This window comes from Agarivorans sp. TSD2052 (assembly GCF_023238625.1).
In the GTDB taxonomy this organism is placed as follows: domain Bacteria; phylum Pseudomonadota; class Gammaproteobacteria; order Enterobacterales; family Celerinatantimonadaceae; genus Agarivorans.
In genome coordinates, this window is the sequence record NZ_CP096670.1 from 2378398 (window position 1) to 2396367 (window position 17970).

At 41.8% G+C, this 17970-nt stretch carries 14 protein-coding genes and 1 tRNA gene; 4 read left to right on the forward strand and 11 right to left on the reverse strand.

Annotated elements, in window-relative coordinates:
- Window positions 1-97: 97 nt before the first annotated feature.
- Window positions 98-1687: an ABC-F family ATPase gene (locus M0C34_RS10835; RefSeq protein ID WP_248711699.1), complete on the reverse strand. Its 1590-nt coding sequence runs from the start codon at window positions 1685-1687 to the stop codon at window positions 98-100.
- Between the two features lie 252 nt (window positions 1688-1939).
- Between M0C34_RS10835 and M0C34_RS10840 the strand changes: the two genes are divergently transcribed.
- Window positions 1940-2323 carry a DUF2750 domain-containing protein gene (locus M0C34_RS10840; protein WP_248711700.1) on the forward strand — a complete coding sequence of 128 codons (384 nt, stop codon included), beginning with the start codon at window positions 1940-1942 and terminating at the stop codon, window positions 2321-2323.
- Between the two features lie 71 nt (window positions 2324-2394).
- On the opposite strand, the gene hemH is transcribed toward M0C34_RS10840, so the two are convergent.
- From hemH to htpG, 5 genes are all read right to left on the reverse strand, one after another.
- On the reverse strand, window positions 2395-3381 hold the full coding sequence (gene hemH, locus M0C34_RS10845; protein WP_248711701.1) for a ferrochelatase: 987 nt from the start codon (window positions 3379-3381) through the stop codon (window positions 2395-2397).
- 96 nt (window positions 3382-3477) lie between these two features.
- Entirely contained in the window at window positions 3478-4122 is a 645-nt protein-coding gene (gene adk, locus M0C34_RS10850; RefSeq protein WP_248711702.1) for an adenylate kinase, read from the reverse strand.
- 89 nt (window positions 4123-4211) lie between these two features.
- The gene (locus M0C34_RS10855; RefSeq protein WP_248711703.1) at window positions 4212-6332 is read right to left on the reverse strand and encodes a sensor domain-containing diguanylate cyclase; all 2121 of its coding nucleotides are present in this window, start codon (window positions 6330-6332) and stop codon (window positions 4212-4214) included.
- On the reverse strand, window positions 6329-7483 hold the full coding sequence (locus tag M0C34_RS10860; RefSeq protein WP_248711704.1) for a sugar ABC transporter substrate-binding protein: 1155 nt from the start codon (window positions 7481-7483) through the stop codon (window positions 6329-6331). Before M0C34_RS10860 ends, M0C34_RS10855 begins: the two co-directional genes overlap by 4 nt.
- 161 nt (window positions 7484-7644) lie before the next feature.
- Window positions 7645-9555, reverse strand: a complete 1911-nt coding sequence (gene htpG, locus M0C34_RS10865) for a molecular chaperone HtpG (RefSeq protein WP_248711705.1) — start codon at window positions 9553-9555, stop codon at window positions 7645-7647.
- A gap of 763 nt (window positions 9556-10318) precedes the next feature.
- On the opposite strand from htpG, the gene M0C34_RS10870 reads away from it, so the two are divergent.
- The gene (locus M0C34_RS10870) at window positions 10319-10582 is read left to right on the forward strand and encodes a hypothetical protein (protein ID WP_248711706.1); all 264 of its coding nucleotides are present in this window, start codon (window positions 10319-10321) and stop codon (window positions 10580-10582) included.
- Window positions 10583-10653: 71 nt separating this feature from the next.
- On the forward strand, window positions 10654-11403 hold the full coding sequence (locus tag M0C34_RS10875) for an oligogalacturonate-specific porin KdgM family protein (RefSeq protein WP_248711707.1): 750 nt from the start codon (window positions 10654-10656) through the stop codon (window positions 11401-11403).
- A gap of 125 nt (window positions 11404-11528) precedes the next feature.
- On the opposite strand, the gene M0C34_RS10880 is transcribed toward M0C34_RS10875, so the two are convergent.
- The 3 genes from M0C34_RS10880 to M0C34_RS10890 form a co-directional block, all read right to left on the reverse strand.
- The gene (locus M0C34_RS10880; RefSeq protein ID WP_248711708.1) at window positions 11529-13034 is read right to left on the reverse strand and encodes a methyl-accepting chemotaxis protein; all 1506 of its coding nucleotides are present in this window, start codon (window positions 13032-13034) and stop codon (window positions 11529-11531) included.
- Window positions 13035-13052: 18 nt separating this feature from the next.
- Entirely contained in the window at window positions 13053-13646 is a 594-nt protein-coding gene (locus M0C34_RS10885; RefSeq protein ID WP_248711709.1) for an SCO family protein, read from the reverse strand.
- 211 nt (window positions 13647-13857) lie between these two features.
- Window positions 13858-14292 carry a DUF4174 domain-containing protein gene (locus M0C34_RS10890; RefSeq protein WP_248711710.1) on the reverse strand — a complete coding sequence of 145 codons (435 nt, stop codon included), beginning with the start codon at window positions 14290-14292 and terminating at the stop codon, window positions 13858-13860.
- Window positions 14293-14849: 557 nt separating this feature from the next.
- Between M0C34_RS10890 and M0C34_RS10895 the strand changes: the two genes are divergently transcribed.
- Window positions 14850-16304, forward strand: coding sequence for a M20 family peptidase (locus tag M0C34_RS10895; protein ID WP_248711711.1), 1455 nt, complete (start codon window positions 14850-14852; stop codon window positions 16302-16304).
- 118 nt (window positions 16305-16422) lie between these two features.
- On the opposite strand, the gene M0C34_RS10900 is transcribed toward M0C34_RS10895, so the two are convergent.
- Window positions 16423-16510: transfer RNA gene (locus M0C34_RS10900), tRNA-Ser, on the reverse strand.
- Between the two features lie 181 nt (window positions 16511-16691).
- Complete coding sequence (locus M0C34_RS10905; protein ID WP_248711712.1) at window positions 16692-17657, reverse strand: glucokinase; 966 nt, start codon at window positions 17655-17657, stop codon at window positions 16692-16694.
- Window positions 17658-17970: the final 313 nt, after the last annotated feature.

Genomic DNA, 17970 nt, shown 5'->3' on the forward strand with positions numbered 1-17970 from the left:
CTGCTCATGTTAGTTAATTTATGGATTCTTTTTGTTTAATGCTAAACCTTGGACACAAAAAAAGCAGCCTAGGCTGCTTTATTAACACTTACCTAGCTTAAGCACTTAAGCCTTGGCTTCGTAAGTACTCTTCATAAGTGCCGTGGAAATCTACGATACCCTCAGGGGTCATTTCAATAACTCGCGTCGCCAAACTAGAAACAAACTCTCGGTCGTGGCTAACAAACACCAAAGTACCCGGGAAATTTTCTAAGGCTAAGTTTAGCGATTCGATAGATTCCATATCTAAGTGGTTAGTGGGTTCGTCCATCACCATGATGTTTGGCTTTTGCAAAATCATTTTACCAAATAGCATGCGGCCTTGTTCACCACCAGAAATCACTTTCACCGACTTGTTGATTTCTTGTTGTGAAAACAATAAGCGGCCTAAGGTTCCGCGAATTACTTGCTCATCATCCCCCTCTTTGCCCCATTGCCACATCCAATCTAGCAAGGTTTTTTCTTGTTCGAAATCTGCGGAGTGATCTTGAGCATAGTAGCCAAGTTGGGCATTTTCAGACCATTTAATCGAACCACCAAACTCAGTATCACCCACTAAACATTTTAGTAAGGTCGTTTTTCCGATACCGTTAGGTCCAATAATTGCTACCCGCTCACCCACTTCGACCATTAGATTTAAATCTTTAAATAGAGTTTCTTCATAGCGCTTTTCTAAGCCTTCTATCTGTAAGGCTAAGCGGTGAAGTTTTTTCTCTTCTTCAAAACGAATATAGGGGTTCTGGCGACTAGATGGCTTAACTTCGGCCAACTGGATCTTATCAATTTGCTTAGCGCGAGAAGTCGCTTGCTTAGATTTTGATGCATTAGCCGAAAAACGACTAACAAAAGTTTTAAGCTCTGCGATTTGGGCTTTTTTCTTGGCATTATCAGACAACATTTGCTCACGAGCTTGGGTAGCAGCCGTCATATACTCATCGTATGAACCAGGGAAAGTTCGCAACTCACCATAGTCTAAATCAGCCATATGGGTACAAACACTGTTTAAGAAATGTCGATCATGCGAAATGATAATCATGGTGCAATTGCGCTCGTTGAGCACCCCTTCCAACCAACGAATAGTATTAATATCCAAGTTGTTGGTAGGTTCATCAAGCAACATAATATCTGGGTCACCAAATAACACTTGGGCCAGTAACACCCTAAGTTTCCAACCTGGCGCAACTTCGCTCATAGGGCCGTAATGCTGCTCAATTGGAATACCCACCCCTAGCAATAACTCACCAGCGCGGGCTTCAGCGGTGTAACCATCCATTTCGGCAAATTCTGCTTCAAGTTCTGCAGCACGAATGCCGTCTTCTTCAGTCATATCAGGGTTTGCATAAATAGCATCGCGCTCAGACTTTACCGCCCACAGCTCTTCATAACCCATAATAACCGTGTCGATAACGTCTTTATCTTCAAAGGCAAATTGGTCTTGTTTTAGTTTACCAATACGCTCGTTAGGATCTTTGGATACATTGCCGGCACTTGGCTCTAAATCACCACCTAAAATCTTCATAAAGGTAGATTTACCGCAACCGTTCGCCCCAATTAGGCCATACCGATTACCTTCGCCAAATTTTACTGAGACATTTTCAAATAATGGCTTAGCGCCAAATTGCATGGTGATATTAGAAGAAGTAAGCAATGTATAAATTCCGCTTGGTTAAGTTACGCCCGCTTAAATCGCCGCGTAAACTGTTTACTAAAAGTTTGGTCGCGCATTATGCCACAACTTGGTTAAACATCGCACGTATTACGACAAAGATCACATAAGCATAATCAATCGATCGTTCATTTGTCGATGGTTTGAGCAATTAAAAGTTTTAGAGAGGATTTTTATGACGGCCTAACACATTTCAATTATGCTAATCCTATCTGCTTTTTAAAAGGACTCACTATGTCTGATTCTATCGACCCATCTCAACAAGCTAACATCCAACAGTTCGACAGTGAACGCCGCTACCAGTATTTGCTTAAAGAAGTGAAAGCTCAAAATCAGCTATGGATTCTGATCGATGACGATGGCTGTGTCATGCTTAATTCAGACGATGAAGACTGTGTGCCCATTTGGCCTAATCGCGAGTTTGCTCAGGCTTGGGCCACTGGAGAATGGGAACATTGTAAAGCAGAAGCTATTTCATTAAACAAGTGGCGAAGCCGATGGACTGAAGGGTTAACTGGCGATGATTTATACATTGCAGTATTCCCTAATGACCTAGAAGAAGGCCTCATTTTATCGCCTTATGAATTTGAAGACGCATTAGGCAAATTTAGAAAGTAGCTTAGATAACACACCATTATCTATGTGTGATTGGCTAAAGCATCAGCTATTGAAGCTGATGCTTTTTATTGCTACCAGCCCTTAGTGTGCTTTTCGATAAGTTGACACATTAGCTCAATTTGATCCGCGCTATCGTTCAGTGCTGAGATGTAGTGATATTGCTCGCCGCCAGCATTGATAAATTCGTCGCGTAACTCACAAGACACTTCTTCAATGGTTTCTAAACAATCAGCCGAGAATGCCGGTGATATTATGTCCACCGCTTTAACTCCCTGCTCTGCTAGTTGGCGTAACAGTTGGTCAGTGTAAGGCTGAATCCAAGGATCTTTTCCAAACCGCGACTGATAGCATAGTCGCCACTGGTTTTGCTTTAATCCCAAAACGGCTGCAACTTTTGCCGCGGTATCTTCACATTGTTGCGGGTAAGGGTCACCATTTCGAGCATAACGTTCAGGTATACCATGAAAAGAGAACAGCAATACTTCCCCTCTGGCAGTGAGGTCCCAGTGTTGTTTAATAGAATTAGCTAAAGCGTCTATGTAGGCTGGCTCGGCATAGTATTCTTTAATGGTTCTTAGCTCAGGTAAATTATAAGTGTTCTTTAAGGCCCGATGATAGGCGTCAAATACTGGCGCAGTGGTTGATACCGAATATTGTGGATACAGCGGTAGCAATAACACTTTTTGGTGGCCAGCAGCCAGCAGTTGATCAATCACTTCTTTAATATCCGGTGAGCTATACGTCATTGCTAAATACACTTCGTACTTACCGCTTAACTTGTTAGCAACTTTATGGCGAATTTGCTCACTAATTACTTTCAGCGGAGAACCATTTTTCAACCAAATTTGCTGGTATAACTTAGCAACACGACGTGAACGAAGTGGCAATATCAAACAATATAAAAGCGGTAACCATAAGACTCTTGGGAGGTTTACCACCCGCTTATCTGATAGGAAACGGCCTAAAAATTTGGCTACCGCTTTCGGTGTTGCTTGATCAGGGGTGCCAAGATTAACTAAAACCACTGCACATTTTAAATCATTGTCGTTTTGCGGCATTCAATTATTCCTTCAAAGTTGAAAGCACAGTGTACGGTAATCTAGGGGATAAAAAAAAGCGGCAAAGGCCGCTTTTTTTTACTGAATTATTAGCAATTAATCTAGCAATTCAACTAATTGATTACTGATAGCATCAACAGATTGAGTACCATCTAGTTTAAAGTATTTACTGTTACCTCGTTCTGCTTCTTTACCGTAGTAACTCACTAGAGGCTTAGTTTGATTATGGTAAATAGCTAAGCGGTCACGAACAATGCTTTCTTCATCATCGGGACGAATCACAAGATCTTCACCACTTACGTCATCTTTACCTTCCACTTTCGGTGGATTGTATACGATGTGGTATACACGGCCACTACCAGGGTGAACACGACGGCCACTCATACGTTTTACGATTTCTTCGTCAGCGACGTCAAATTCTAAAACCGCGTCAATTTTGATACCCGCGTCTTTCATCGCATCAGCTTGAGGAATAGTGCGAGGGAAACCGTCTAACAAGAAACCCTTCTCACAGTCGTCTTCTAGGATACGCTCTTTTACTAAGCCAATAATAAGCTCATCAGAGACTAGTTGTCCGGCGTCCATTACTTCTTTTGCTTTGATGCCTAGGGCAGTGCCAGCTTTGACTGCTGCTCGTAACATGTCACCGGTAGAAATTTGAGGGATACCGTAACGCTCCATAATAAACTGTGCTTGGGTGCCTTTACCCGCGCCAGGAGCGCCTAAAAGAATGATGCGCATAATATGCTGTTCCTTGGTCTAGTTTTATAGTGCTTTTATTCGAAACGTGAATTTACACTGCTGAAGCCAATACTACAAGTGGAGCAAGACTAAAGTTCAGTCTGTCGAAGTATTGAATAATAAGATTGTTTGTTGTGATACATGTTTTGGTCAGCCAGCTTATAAAGGTCGCTAAAATCGACATCGTTGGTAGAGGCGTAACCAACCGAAAAGCTCACTAACGGCTCTCCTGCGAAGCTGTCCAACTCAATACCAACGCGGTTGTTTTGCCGTGCCATTAAACGCTCTTCTAACTGCTCAGCTAAAGCCAACTGTTCGCCTGAAAGTACCGCAGCAAATTCGTCCCCGCCAATACGGTAAAAGTGAGCGGTAATGCCTGTGCAACATTCTCCCAGTACCCTAGCTACCGAGATAATCAGTTGATCACCTTTTTCATGGCCTTTTTGATCGTTCATCTGCTTTAAGCCATTCACATCAATAATAAACAGCCCTACCTCGGCATCTAACTGCGTTTCAAGAGAGAACTGTAATTCATCAAACGCTTTACGGTTCTTAATCCCCGTTAATGAATCGGTGCGGGCGACAAAATCGAGTTCTTCATTTAAGGTTCGATTTTCCAAAAACGCGCTTAATTCGGTAATAAACAGCAATATTTGGTTATTTTGGTCTTCAGTTAATTTGGTTTCATTAAGTAACAGCCAACCCATCCTGCCGTTGCCACAGCGTATACCAAATACATTCACTAATTGCTGTTTAAACTCGATACTAAACCGATCCCAACTGCGCCGCGATTTTTCCAGTACTCGGCTTTGCAACAACTCAAAGTTTTCAACGTCTACCCCTAAACAATCATTGACCATTCGATGACCGCGTGACGCAGGCAAATGTATGATGGTTCCGCCATTAGGATAACATTCAGCTAATATTTGAATCGCCGCTTTTGCTATCTCTCGATTGCCGCCGCTAGATTCTAAAATACGCCTAAATTGAATTAACTGCTGAAAGAAAAAATGGCTTTGCCCGAGCTTATCCATAGACTGCTCTAAATCTTTAGTACGCTCTTCTACTTTAAACTCTAGCTTACTGTTAAGGCTTTGTACTTCTTCTAAATAGCTTGCTCGTAACTTGTCGATCCGGGCCAATTCTTTGTTCTTCTTATTAACCGTATGTAACTGTTCGCCTATGGTACTTTTCATTTCTGCGAGTAAGGCGGCGACATCTGCAAACTCTTGTATGGCAATGTGGCTCTCACCCAACCACTCTGATTGGCGACCTTTTTCAAAATCTTTAATAAGCGCGTATAGTTGACCAAATGCTTTTGAGACCAAGTGGGCAAATAGCATCACCACAGCAATAATAACGATAATGACAATCAAGCTACTCGCCATGCCTGGTGCCATTGAGTCGCGAACTTGAGCGTCTAGCGTTTCTAGTCGTTGCCCTACTTTAATACTTAGCCAAACAGAGTTTTGATAAGCCCTACCCGACAAAATTAGACTGCTAGAGTGAGAGACATCATAATTGTCATCACCGATTAAGTTACCTTCTAACTGCTGACCTTTGAAATAAATCGCTAAGCTTTCTTGATCTTGTAATTCTATGCTGACTGCATCTGTGAGTGCGTACACAGGCACTACGGCTATCAAATACCCCATTATATTCACATGATCCATGGCATTATCACTATAAATAGGCACTACATGAACGAGGCTATGATGCATGCCACTGCGTGTCACCAAGGAGTAATTATCGATTAAGTAAATTTTACTTTTGGTGCCTATCTTTTCGGTGATAAAGGGAGAGGCACGGTCTTGATGTAAGATGTTTGACTGTTCTAACGCTAAAATGTTGCCGCCCGATGATTCAATAACAAAACCATCTGCATCCACGAGATAGAGTGATTCAACTAAGGGTGTATCCGCAACAAACTTACCGAGTATGGCTGGTAATTGGATAGAATATAAAAGTTCATCAATACTCTTAATAACGCTGTCTTGTTCTGCTAATAAACGCAAACCATTGGTTAATACTTCATTACTATGTGAAAGCTCCGCGGTTATTTGGCTAGCAGAAGCCGCCAAACGACTATCGACAGACTGGTAGGTAAAATTGTACATCTGTTTATACAGAGTAATAGACAATACCGTAACCGGTACGATCGCTACCAATATCAGTAGAATGAATGTAATAGACCGAAGCCTGATGGTCATTTCATTGTTCCGAGTTTCGCGACTTCTTTATCCGCGATTTTTTGCATTAATTGAGTCGCTTGATCAATAGAGTAATGGTGCTCAAGGTAACGATTAAAACCTCGTTGTATAGCTAGCCATACTATCGTCATCTCTCTGTCGCTTGGCATCGCTTTGGTAGATTCCATTTGCTTTAACATATTTTTATCGTTTTCAGTTTGCTCAGCGGTTTGTTGTTGTAAAACATCGACATTCGAGGGCAATAACCCCCCTTCACGATAAATAATATCTTGTGCAGCGTTACTCTGCATATAAAGAGCAAACGATTTTATATGTTGGTAATTATGATCACTGGTAGACAAGCGAGGAAAGCTCAACACATAGCCAGAAAACATCGGTAACATAGGTTTTCCCTCTATGTTAGGTAACAAGCTAACACCCAGTTGCTCGCCGAGGTTTTGTTTAAGGTCGTTGTAAATCCAATCACCATTAATCATGTAAGCAGCTTCACCGTCTTTAAATCGCTGCACGCTACAGTCATGATCACAGTTAGGGTCAACCAAACCCAGATCTTTTAGTTGTTTGTAATAAGCCAAAGCGCTACGCATTTGAGGTGTATCTAAAGTCACTTTACCATTATCTATTGGCCAACCATCAAAGGCCGTAAGAAATGGGATAAACCAATACATTTCGGAATAGTTCCAAACGATAGTTTGCAGACCCTTTTCAGTAAATTGTGACTGTTGCTTCAGCAATTCCGACCAGTTATCCACGGGTTGCTTTACCAGTGACTTGTTGTAATAAAGTACTAAATGATTTCCTTGAAACAACGGTATACCGTACTGATGCCCATCGGTATAACCTGCTCCTAATACCCGAGCATCAGTGGTAGGCAACAACCAATCCTTAGGCACTGGCGTTAAAGAAATCAGATCGTGCATTCCCACAAAGTCACTCGGTACATAAAGAATGTCTGGTAGAGTGTTGGTTCTCGCTTGATTTAACACTTCTTCACGGAGCTTTTCAGATAAAAAGTTATTTTTTTCAATAAGCACATCGTGGGATTGTTCGTACTGTTGAATCGCAGCGTCAAGATAGGCTGAAGGGTTATGCGCATTCCACAAAGTGACCTTAGTAGTAGCGACTGCGAAACAGCTGTATGTCAAACTCAATACTAGAAACCATATTCGCATCATTCTTCCCAAAATAAATTGATTTTGTAGCTTTATTGTAGCAACGATCTATCGCTTTATCTTTGCACTAACTCTCTGATTATTTACTTAAATAAAAAAAAAGCAGCACTGAGTGCTGCTTTTATAGCTCAAATAAACGCTTATGCCAGTAGTTGGTTTACACGCTTAATGAAATCAGAAGGGTTTTCTAAACTGCCGCGTTCAGCCAGGGTGGCTTGATCAAGCAGAAGACTTACCCACTCAGCAAACTTCTCTTCATCTTGCTCATCGGCAATGCGCTTAACAAGAGCGTGCTGGGGATTAAGCTCAAAGATATACTTCTGCTCTGGTACATCTTGACCCACCGCTTGCATCAACTTCTGCATTTGGGTGCTCATGTCGTTATCATCAACAACAATACAAGAAGGCGTGTCGGTTAAGCGGTACGTTAAGCGCACATCTTTAACCTTGTCACCAACGCTGTCTTTAACGCGAGTCACAAAGCTTGCGTATTCGCTTTCATCTTGCTCTTTTTGCTTTTTAGTTTCTTCGTCATCCAAGTCACCAAGGTCTAAATCACCTTTGGTTACCGACACCAACGTTTTACCTTCAGCTTCTGATAGGTGGCTAATTAACCACTCATCTACACGGTCATGCATCAGTAATACTTCAATGCCTTTACGCTTAAAGATTTCTAGGTGCGGGCTGTTAGCAGCAGCGGCGTAGCCATCTGCAGTAACATAGTAAATCTTATCTTGGCCTTCTTTCATGCGTTCGATGTAATCGGCAAACGAAACGTTTTGTTCGCTGCTATCACTATGCGTAGAAGCAAAACGCAACAACTTAGCGATTTGATCTTTATTAGCAAAATCTTCGGCGGGACCTTCTTTTAATACTTGACCAAATTCTGCCCAGAAGCTTTGATACTTCTCAGCATCATTTTTCGCCATACGCTCAAGCATAGTAAGCACACGTTTAGTACACGCACTGCGTAAATTAGCGGTGGTTTTAGTATCTTGAAGAATTTCACGAGATACGTTTAACGGAAGGTCGTTTGAATCTAACACACCCTTCACGAAACGCAGGTAACCCGGCATAAACTCATCAGCGTCATCCATAATGAATACACGTTGTACATACAGTTTAAGCCCGTGTTGACGCTCGCGGTTCCACATATCAAACGGCGCTTTACTCGGAATGTATAACAAGCTGGTGTAATCTTGCTTACCTTCAACTTTGTTATGCGCCCAGCTTAGCGGGTCGGCAAAGTCATGTGAAATATGCTTATAAAACTCGTTGTATTCATCTTTAGAGATGTCATTTTTAGTGCGAGTCCATAACGCAGTGGCTTTGTTTATTGCTTCCCACTCACCAGGTACCGCCGCTATTTTTTCGCCGTCTGGGCCATCTGACTCAGGGGTTTCGTCTTTCCACATTTGCACAGGAATAGAGATGTGGTCTGAGTACTTAGTAATGATAGAGCGAACTTTCCAGCTATCTAAAAACTCTTGCTCGTCTTCGCGAAGGTGCAGAATAATGTCGGTACCACGGCTTTCTTTAGTGATATCGGCAACGGTGTAATCACCTTCTCCTGCACTTTCCCAACGTACGCCTTGGCTTGTTTCAGCCCCAGCTGCACGAGTTTCTACGGTCACCTTATCAGCAACAATAAAGGCTGAGTAAAAACCCACACCAAACTGGCCAATCAGTTGAGAGTCTTTGGCGTTATCGCCACTTAGCTGACCAAAAAATTCTTTGGTACCAGATTTAGCAATTGTACCTAAATGCTCGATCACTTCATCGCGTGTCATACCAATGCCGTTATCCGACAATGTAATGGTCTTAGCATCTTGGTTGAAGCTTACACGTACCCGTAAGTCACCATCGTTTTCAAACAACGAGTTATCTTCTAGAGCTTTAAAACGAAGCTTGTCGGCGGCATCGGCGGCGTTAGACACCAATTCGCGTAGAAAGATTTCTTTATTGGAATAAAGGGAGTGGATCATCAATTGAAGTAATTGCTTTACTTCAGTTTGAAAGCCATGAGTCTCAGCATGAACTGCATCAGTCATCGTTATATTTCCTTGCTTTTAAACATACTTCTTTAGTTGATAAACGATATGGGGGTAAGCCATTTTGATTTCAAGTAACTAAGTTAAAAAAGTCTACAGGAAGCTTAATAACTGGGTTTAAGAGGGGGATCTGTTGTTGAAGCACTTAACATACCGGTTTGTTGAGAAAAATTGCTCAGCACTCATCCGCCTTAACTCACATGAATATAAACATTTAGTCATACAAAAGAAGGGCTAGAGCTTAAAAGTGATCTTGGCTAGTTGATGCCAGCACCACTGGCAGTTGCCTGCGCAATCAACAGTAGTGTGCTTAACACTAGGGGTGGGCGTGACCGCGATTGGATAAGATAGTAACAAGCAAGTGAGTCACAACAACCATGGATTCTCTTAGGTTTCAAACTAGACTTGCCTTCCGATACGAAAGCACATCTGTTTCATAGCCAGCATACGAATAAGCTTAACTAAAGCACAAGCCCACTATAAAACCCTAACTATGAGGAGTTAACGCTTCACCAGCACTAAAGCGCTTTGCGCTAGTTATTTATTGCTTGCCCTCCTACACTAAGTAACGGTTGATTACCCGCCGAACGGCACATGGGAAATGCTGTATATGCTACCTAGTGCACACTTTTTTACACCCCAGCAATAAATCATACAAAAATACTTAATAATTCGATCGAGTTCACAGATAAGCCTGTGATTTCTAAATATCATTCAATTGTATTACATAACTACATAGTGACCGTGTCGACAAGGAACCTCAATGACAAGCTATAAACCTCTTGCTATCGCCGTATGCCTTGCAATTAGCTCAGTAGCAACCGCAGCAGATTTCGTCTTTATTAATGAAGATGTGATAAAAGCAAACCGTGAGGTCCTAAACTCAGACGCGGTGCCTGCATCAATGAAGCAAAGTAATCTACAATTGTTAGATTTATCTAAATCTGGTGATTTATCGAAGTACACCGTAAAGAAAAACCTCGCAGAAATATGGGCTGAGCGCGACGTAGAGTTGCTTTACCCTTAACAAGTAGTAAAACTAAAAATAAAACCTAAAACTCGGGCTTTATAAAGCCCTATAACAAAACGGATTTTATCATGAATAAAATGAAAACCTTACCAATTGCCATTGCCGCTGTTTTTTTAAGTGGCACAGCCGTCGCCGGACAGCTTGATATCCGTACTGAATACAAGCATGAAACTGAACAGCATGCTGGACGTATTAAAATCGGTGACTCGACAAAAGTGAGTGACGCAGGTAGCTGGAACTACAGCGTAGAAATGAAGTTTGAAAGCGGTGAAAACGCCGATGGCACCGAGGGTGGCTTCTTACAAAACTTACAACGTGGTGATTCAGAGTTTGATTGGGGCTATAAGCACAAATTAAACAAAAAATGGTATGTACATCCAGGGATGCCGATTACCTTCGGCAACAACAGAATTACCTATAAGCCGCAATTTCGCGTTGGTTACAAGTCTGATTTTGGTTTAAAAACTGCGCTTCGTTACCGCTACGAAATCCGTAAATACTCGGAAGAAGCAAGCTCTTACGGTGGTGAAACTTGGAATAAATCTAAGATAACATTAACCGGTGGCTATAAAATTAAGAGCATGCCTAATCTTAAATTAGATTATGAAGCCAACTACTGGTACAGCCATGAATTTGACGTTGATACAGGCAAAGACAGACAGTTTGATAATGGTGCAGACAACTGGGATTTAGGTCTATTTGTTGGCTACCAAATTGAAAACTGGCGCCCATACTTCGAGCTATGGAACTCAAGCGTGAGTAGTAAAACCAACGAACGTCAACTTAAAACGCGTATCGGTGTTAAGTACAAGTTCTAAGTAAGCGACAAACTTAAACAATGCCTATTAAAAAACCAAGCGCCCAGCGCTTGGTTTTTATTTTTAGTTAAAGCCCTATTATCTACTTGGGGTTTACACTTGCAAGCTTGCAGCGAGCAATGCTACTAGACTTTATAAGTGGCCGCCTTAGTTTGGTAAGCTTTGGCAATAAGCTGAATATTCTCTGCGGCGCTCGCTAATTCCTGAACTTGTAAAGCTAACTTTTGAATGGAATCGGTATTCTCTAATATATCATTACCCACATTGGTCAAAATGGCAGATTGTGACTTGGTTTCGTCTGCCACCTGTTCACTTAGCTGTGCTACTTGACCTATTTGCTCTGAACGTAGCCCCAAACCTTCAGCTATATTGTTAGTGTGTTTTACATTGTCTTCGGTACGTTTTTGCCCAAGGTCCATAGATTCGACCGTTTTAAGCATACTTACATTGAGCCGATTGAGTACGGTAGATATCTCATCGGTAGATTGACTGGTGCGTTGCGCCAATGACCTTACTTCATCGGCTACTACCGCAAACCCTCTACCCGACTCCCCCGCTCTAGCGGCTTCAATGGCAGCGTTTAGCGCTAATAAATTGGTTTGCTCAGAGATACTACGAATGCCTTCCAACAGGTTAGTAATGGCGCTCACCTCGGAAGTTAAATCGGTTAGAGAGCCCCTCACTTCTGTAGTGTTCGCTTCCAGTAAGCCCATATCTTTCATTACGTTTAAGGCGCTTTGCCTATCACTTATACTAGAGGTCGCCGCTTCTTTAGCCTGGGTGGCTGACATGTGACTATTATCTGCTACTTCATTAATTCGCTGAATAACATCTTGAGCGGTATGTGAAATAGTATTGGCTTGCTGTTCGTAAATGTTTACCTCTTGCTGAGTTAAATCACTGGTGTGCTTAAGCTCGTCTGTCGTGGTACTCATTTGTTTTGCTATATCTCTATAATCGGTAAATAGCTGCGATAATTGATCTAACATCGAGTTAAACGCCAGCTCAGCGGAACTGCTTTCAGAATTCAAACGAATAGTGAGGTCTTTGTTCTCTGAGATAGTTTTAATGGCTATGGCAATACGCTGATTAGCCGATGATTCACGACGCATAAAAGACGCAAGCAGCATCAATATGGCCGTTTCTACTGCGGCAAATACTGCATGAATAAAAGTGATATTCCAATTACATTCACCCGCAAAAATCATTATTTGTTGGCCAAACATGCTGCCCTGTTGCAACTGAATATAAGTAAACAAAAGGTGGTGTACGGCAACCGTTAATAGGGCTGCAAGCAAGGGCTGCCACCGTTGATAAATGAGAAACACGGCCATCGACGCAAAAATATGAAAATGCATTTCAATCATTCCCATTTGGGTTTGAATCAATGCAGCTGACGTAGTCATCATCAATACTGCCGCCACAATACCAAAAAGGTGGGTACCTTTAAGCAATTGATAGGCTGCCAAAGTAATGAGCAAAATAGCAATAGCGCTAATAATGGCAAAGAAGGTAAGTTGCGAGCCTAATAAGCCACTAATGAATAATATTGGCGGCTGAATTAACAGTAATCGCAAAACATAAACATCGTTACGCAAAGTTTGTTCAGTATTAACGTTATCGCTACTCATAGATTAATTCTCTTTTTATTATAATAGGGGCTGTAAATCGGCTTGCATACTTTCGACCGACAGCTGCCATTGCGTGTAAATACGCTGCAAAGTAGCATTCGACGAAAATAAATATAAATTACCAACATGATTTAGCGTAGCCTCATCAGCGTTTAGCTTTTCTCGTAAACTATATTGTAGTTTAGTTAATTCGCTTGGCGGGAGAGTGGCACTAAAAAAACGGTCAGAACGAGAATCAATAAGCTGAGCTCTAATACTTGGAGTATCGTTGTCAGGATCGATAGTGATAAACAAGAAGTTTACCTTTTGTCCTTGAGATGCAGGCAAAGAATCCAGCCAACTGTTCAACTGGCCCATTTGTCCGATTCGCATCGAGCAGACTTCTGAACAGCCTAAGAAGCCAAGGAATACATAGCTTGGCCCCTGCACCCATTGGCTAAATTGCTGCCAATCGCCGGAGACATCTTGCCACTTAAAATCAACCATTTGATGAGATGTTTTAAGCCCATAACCGCCATTAAATATTTGTGATATAACTAGCAACAGAGGTATTAGCACGATAGCCAATAATATTAAGCACGAAGCGGTAATTGTTTTTTTATCAAACACCATAAATGACTAATTCATCCATAATTAGCGGGAAAGATTATCAATTTTTATGAAATCACAAGCATCCAAACCGATTAACAGTTAGGTCGATGATTAAAACTTATCAGCACATTACCAATGTGTAGTTAAAGACTAGCAAGTAATTGTTAACTTGATAAACTGAATTAAAAAAAAGAGATGTCATTTCAGCAAACGCAACTACAGTCATTTGACGCTAGGTAAAACAAGCGCTACTAGCGTGAGCTATTTCCTGTTGGCGCATCGGCATGTTGTCTATGATAGTAAAGACTTCCTGCCAATTGGTGAAGGCTCCCCAGCGATGCTTCTCGTAACCGTCTTTGCCCACTAAAACTGCAACGTGCCGCCTATCTTCTATTTGATATTTTTCACGAAGGTATCTGATCCCTTGACGGCTTAATGCGCGCGATGGGTTAATTGACTGCTCACCGGCCACAACCAAAATAACGACTTCACGTTCGTCAATTTGGCAACGATGGCGTAACTCATCCGCCATAAACTGCTCAACATGTTGATCAACTTGCGGGGCAAAAAACAAGATACTCCGATGACTGCGATATTCACCACTAGTAGGAAACGCATGTAGCCACATTGGCAAGATAGACAACAAAATCATCACTAATAATCTCATTTTCGTCCCCTTTACTCTTTAGTAAATGTAAACGTTATAAGTATAGGGTTAGATCAATGCCTGTGCCTGTACTTGGCCTCTTAGTATCGTAAATACTGAACAAATACATGGCTACTGACCTTAGTTTGATGCTAGCGAGTTTTTTCGCCGGCAGTATTGGCTAAGGCGTGGCCTTACACAGGCCAAGCCATTTAATAAAAGCCTTACTCAAAAATTGATTAACATGACTAGATTCCACTAATGCCTGTTGCAACTATAGCAACACATGTTAACTCGCTAAGGTGCAATATTAATGACGAATATAGACAAGTAAGCACTTCATTTTTTCTCGCATTGACCCAGTCATAGCTAATCTCACGAGGCTCACAATGTCTATCTCATGCTCGACCATCTATAAGGCAAAGGCCATAGGCACTTTGATGGATTTGGCCCTTCAAAAGGTATTATATAGAATCTAAAACAAACTCTATTCTAGACCCTATTAAACGGCATCACCTTTTTAGCGAGCTTCAGTTTAAAGAAATGGGCTTGCTGCCAATCAGAGATAGGAATAAATTATGCTTCCAAAAAAAATATCTAGTTTGTGTAAAATCGCTTTGCTTAGTACCTCTATGTTGGCGCCATCGATCATGGCGCTAGAAACAGACAACAGTATTGTTGCGATTGAAGCTGCAAAAAGATTGTCAGCGGGCATTCAGTTTCCAACTATATCTAACCAAGACCGCTCTGATTTTGATACTGACGCGTTTGACGGCTATCACGCTTATTTAGAAAAGACCTACCCCCTACTGCATAAAAACCTTACCAAAGAAGTATTAGGTAAAGAGCGAAAATATAGCTTGCTTTACACCTGGGAAGGCAGCAATAAAGATCTAGCGCCCATCGTATTAATGGGACATCAAGATGTGGTACCGGTCGTACCAGGCACTGAAAAAGATTGGGCGTATGATGCATACTCGGGGCATATCGATGATAAATATATATGGGGTCGCGGCTCTTTAGACGACAAAATCATGATCCACGCGATTATGGAAGCGATTGAAATACAACTTGCCGCTGGTTTTCAACCTGAACGCACCATCTATTTATCTTTTGGCCAAGATGAAGAAGTAGGCGGCCCAGAAGGAACCAAACACATTGTAGAAGTTCTCCAAGAACGTGGGGTAAGTAATATTGCACTGGTAGTTGATGAGGGCTTACCTGTAACCGCCGGCATTTTCCCTGGATTTGATAAACCTGCGGCTCTACTTGGTATAGCTGAAAAAGGTTACTTAACGTTAGAGCTTAAAGTTGAAGGCCCTGGTGGTCACTCAGCAATGCCTCCAGAAGAATCAAATATCGGTATATTAGCCAACGCAATTACAAAGCTGGAATCTAATCCGTTTCCGGTTTCTTTAACAGACTCGGTGCGTGAGCAATTCAAAGCGATGGCGCCTCACATGACAGAACAGCAGCGTGAGCAAATAAAAGATGACAAGTCATTATTAAACTATCTATATTCTAATCCTATTACTAGGGCAATGATTCATACCACAACTGCCGTCACCGTCATAAACGGTGGTGTAAAAGAAAACGTAATGGCACCCAGTGCCAGTGCCTTAGTGAACTTTCGTATTCTTCAAGGCGACAGCATAGAATCGGTTACTGAATACGTTACCAATGTAATCAATGATGAACGCGTCACCATTACCGATAATTCAGCATCGATTAATCCCTCTCCAGTAGCGGGAACAGGCGCAGAATACAAATTAATTGAAAAAACCATCCATCAAACTTGGAATGACCAAGATGATCTTGCAGTAGTACCTTACTTGGTGATCGGTGGTGCTGACGCTAAATGGTTTGCCGCCACAGACATGGTGAAAAATGTTTATCGTTTTACCGCTGTGCGTGTTGAATCAGCCGCCGATGCCGCTCGCTGGCATGGAATTAATGAAAGAGTTCTAATTAAAGAATACGCCAATTCAATTCGGTTCTTCCGCAACTTACTTGATAACATGCAAGATATGTAATGGCCAACAACCATTAAAACTAAACAAAGGGCTCGAATGAGCCTTTTCTCACAACTGTGTGTCTAGCTCTTGCCTGCAAACAAAAAAAGACGTCCTGAGACGTCTTTTTTCTTGAAGATGGCGGTGACGGAGAGATTCGAACTCTCGAAAGGTTGCCCTTTACACACTTTCCAGGCGTGCTCCTTCAGCCACTCGGACACGTCACCTTTTTAGAATTACTGCGCATAGCAATAATGAGGCGCTAGATTACGGATTGGCTTGGTTTGGGTCAACCATTTTTTACTTAAAACCATGCGGTTGCCGAGTTCTTAATCAAATTAATGAAGTGCAAAACAAAAAAGAAGCCGCAGCTTCTTTTTTGTTGGTTAACTAAAACATATCCTTGTCTTAGATACGGTAACCGTTGCTCTGGCGTAGGTAAGCGGCAGCGCCTTGTAGGCCTGGTTGCTCTTCAGTAATAATGAATACTGGCACCTTAGCAACAAAATCAACAAAACGGCCTTTTGCTTCAAAGCGAGCACGAAATTCACTGTTATTAAAGAACTCCATGAAACGCGTAATAATGCCACCGGCGATGTAAACCCCACCAAAGGTAGACATATTTAGCGCTAGATTACCGCCAAACGACCCCAGCGCTCTACAGAATACTTCCATAGCTTCTACACACACAGGGCAGCTGCCGTCTACGCCGCGAGACGTAACATCGGAAGGCTGATAGTCTTCGCCCACTTTACCGTGAAAATCCATTAAGCCTTGGTAAATGTTTACCAAGCCAGGGCCAGATAACAAACGTTCTGCCGAAACATGGCCATACCGTTTTTGTAAAAAGCTTAATACGTGAGCTTCTTTTTCATCATTTGCGGCAAACTCTACATGCCCACCTTCTCCAGGAATACAAACGTATTCACTATCGTGATGAATTAAGTGCGCTACCCCTAAGCCAGTACCAGGGCCGTATACCGCAATAGGTGCGCCGCTTTTTGCCTCTTCGCCACCAATTTGAATCTTTTGCTCGTCTGTAAGGGTTGGGATAGACATAGCAATACCAGTGTAATCGTTAATCACATACAGGTTGTCAAAGCCAAGTTGCTCTTGCACGGCTTGCTTCGAAAAAGCCCAGCTATGGTTGGTCATTGCTATCCAATCTTTATCGGTTGGGCAGGCAATCGCTATACAAGCTTGGGTAACCGTTTCTTGCTGCTCTTTCAAGTAAAGAGCAATAACGTCTGCGATACTTGGGTAGTCAGCACACAAGTATTTGTGTAATCGGCCTATTTCACCAGTCTTTAACTCTACTAACGCCAAACGAATATTTGTACCACCTACATCAGCGATTAAACCAAAACCGGCCATTTTGTATTCCTTAATACCAAGTTCAAAAAAAAGAAAAAAATCATTACCCATCCTAACAAACTGTTATTAAGATGGCTCTAGTATATCTAAGTAGTCAAATTTTACCGCTTTTGTTCTAGAATTTCGTTAGTAAATTACCTCTCTCATAATCATTTTCAAATATTTTAGATCTGGCTCAAACTAAAAAATCCTTTACTGTTCTATGCTTGGTCACAATTCAGCTTGTTTTAGCCTTGAGTCTATGTAATTGTATGACATTAATTTCTGTTGAAAATATATTACATTTGACAACATCAATATAACAAATGCTCTA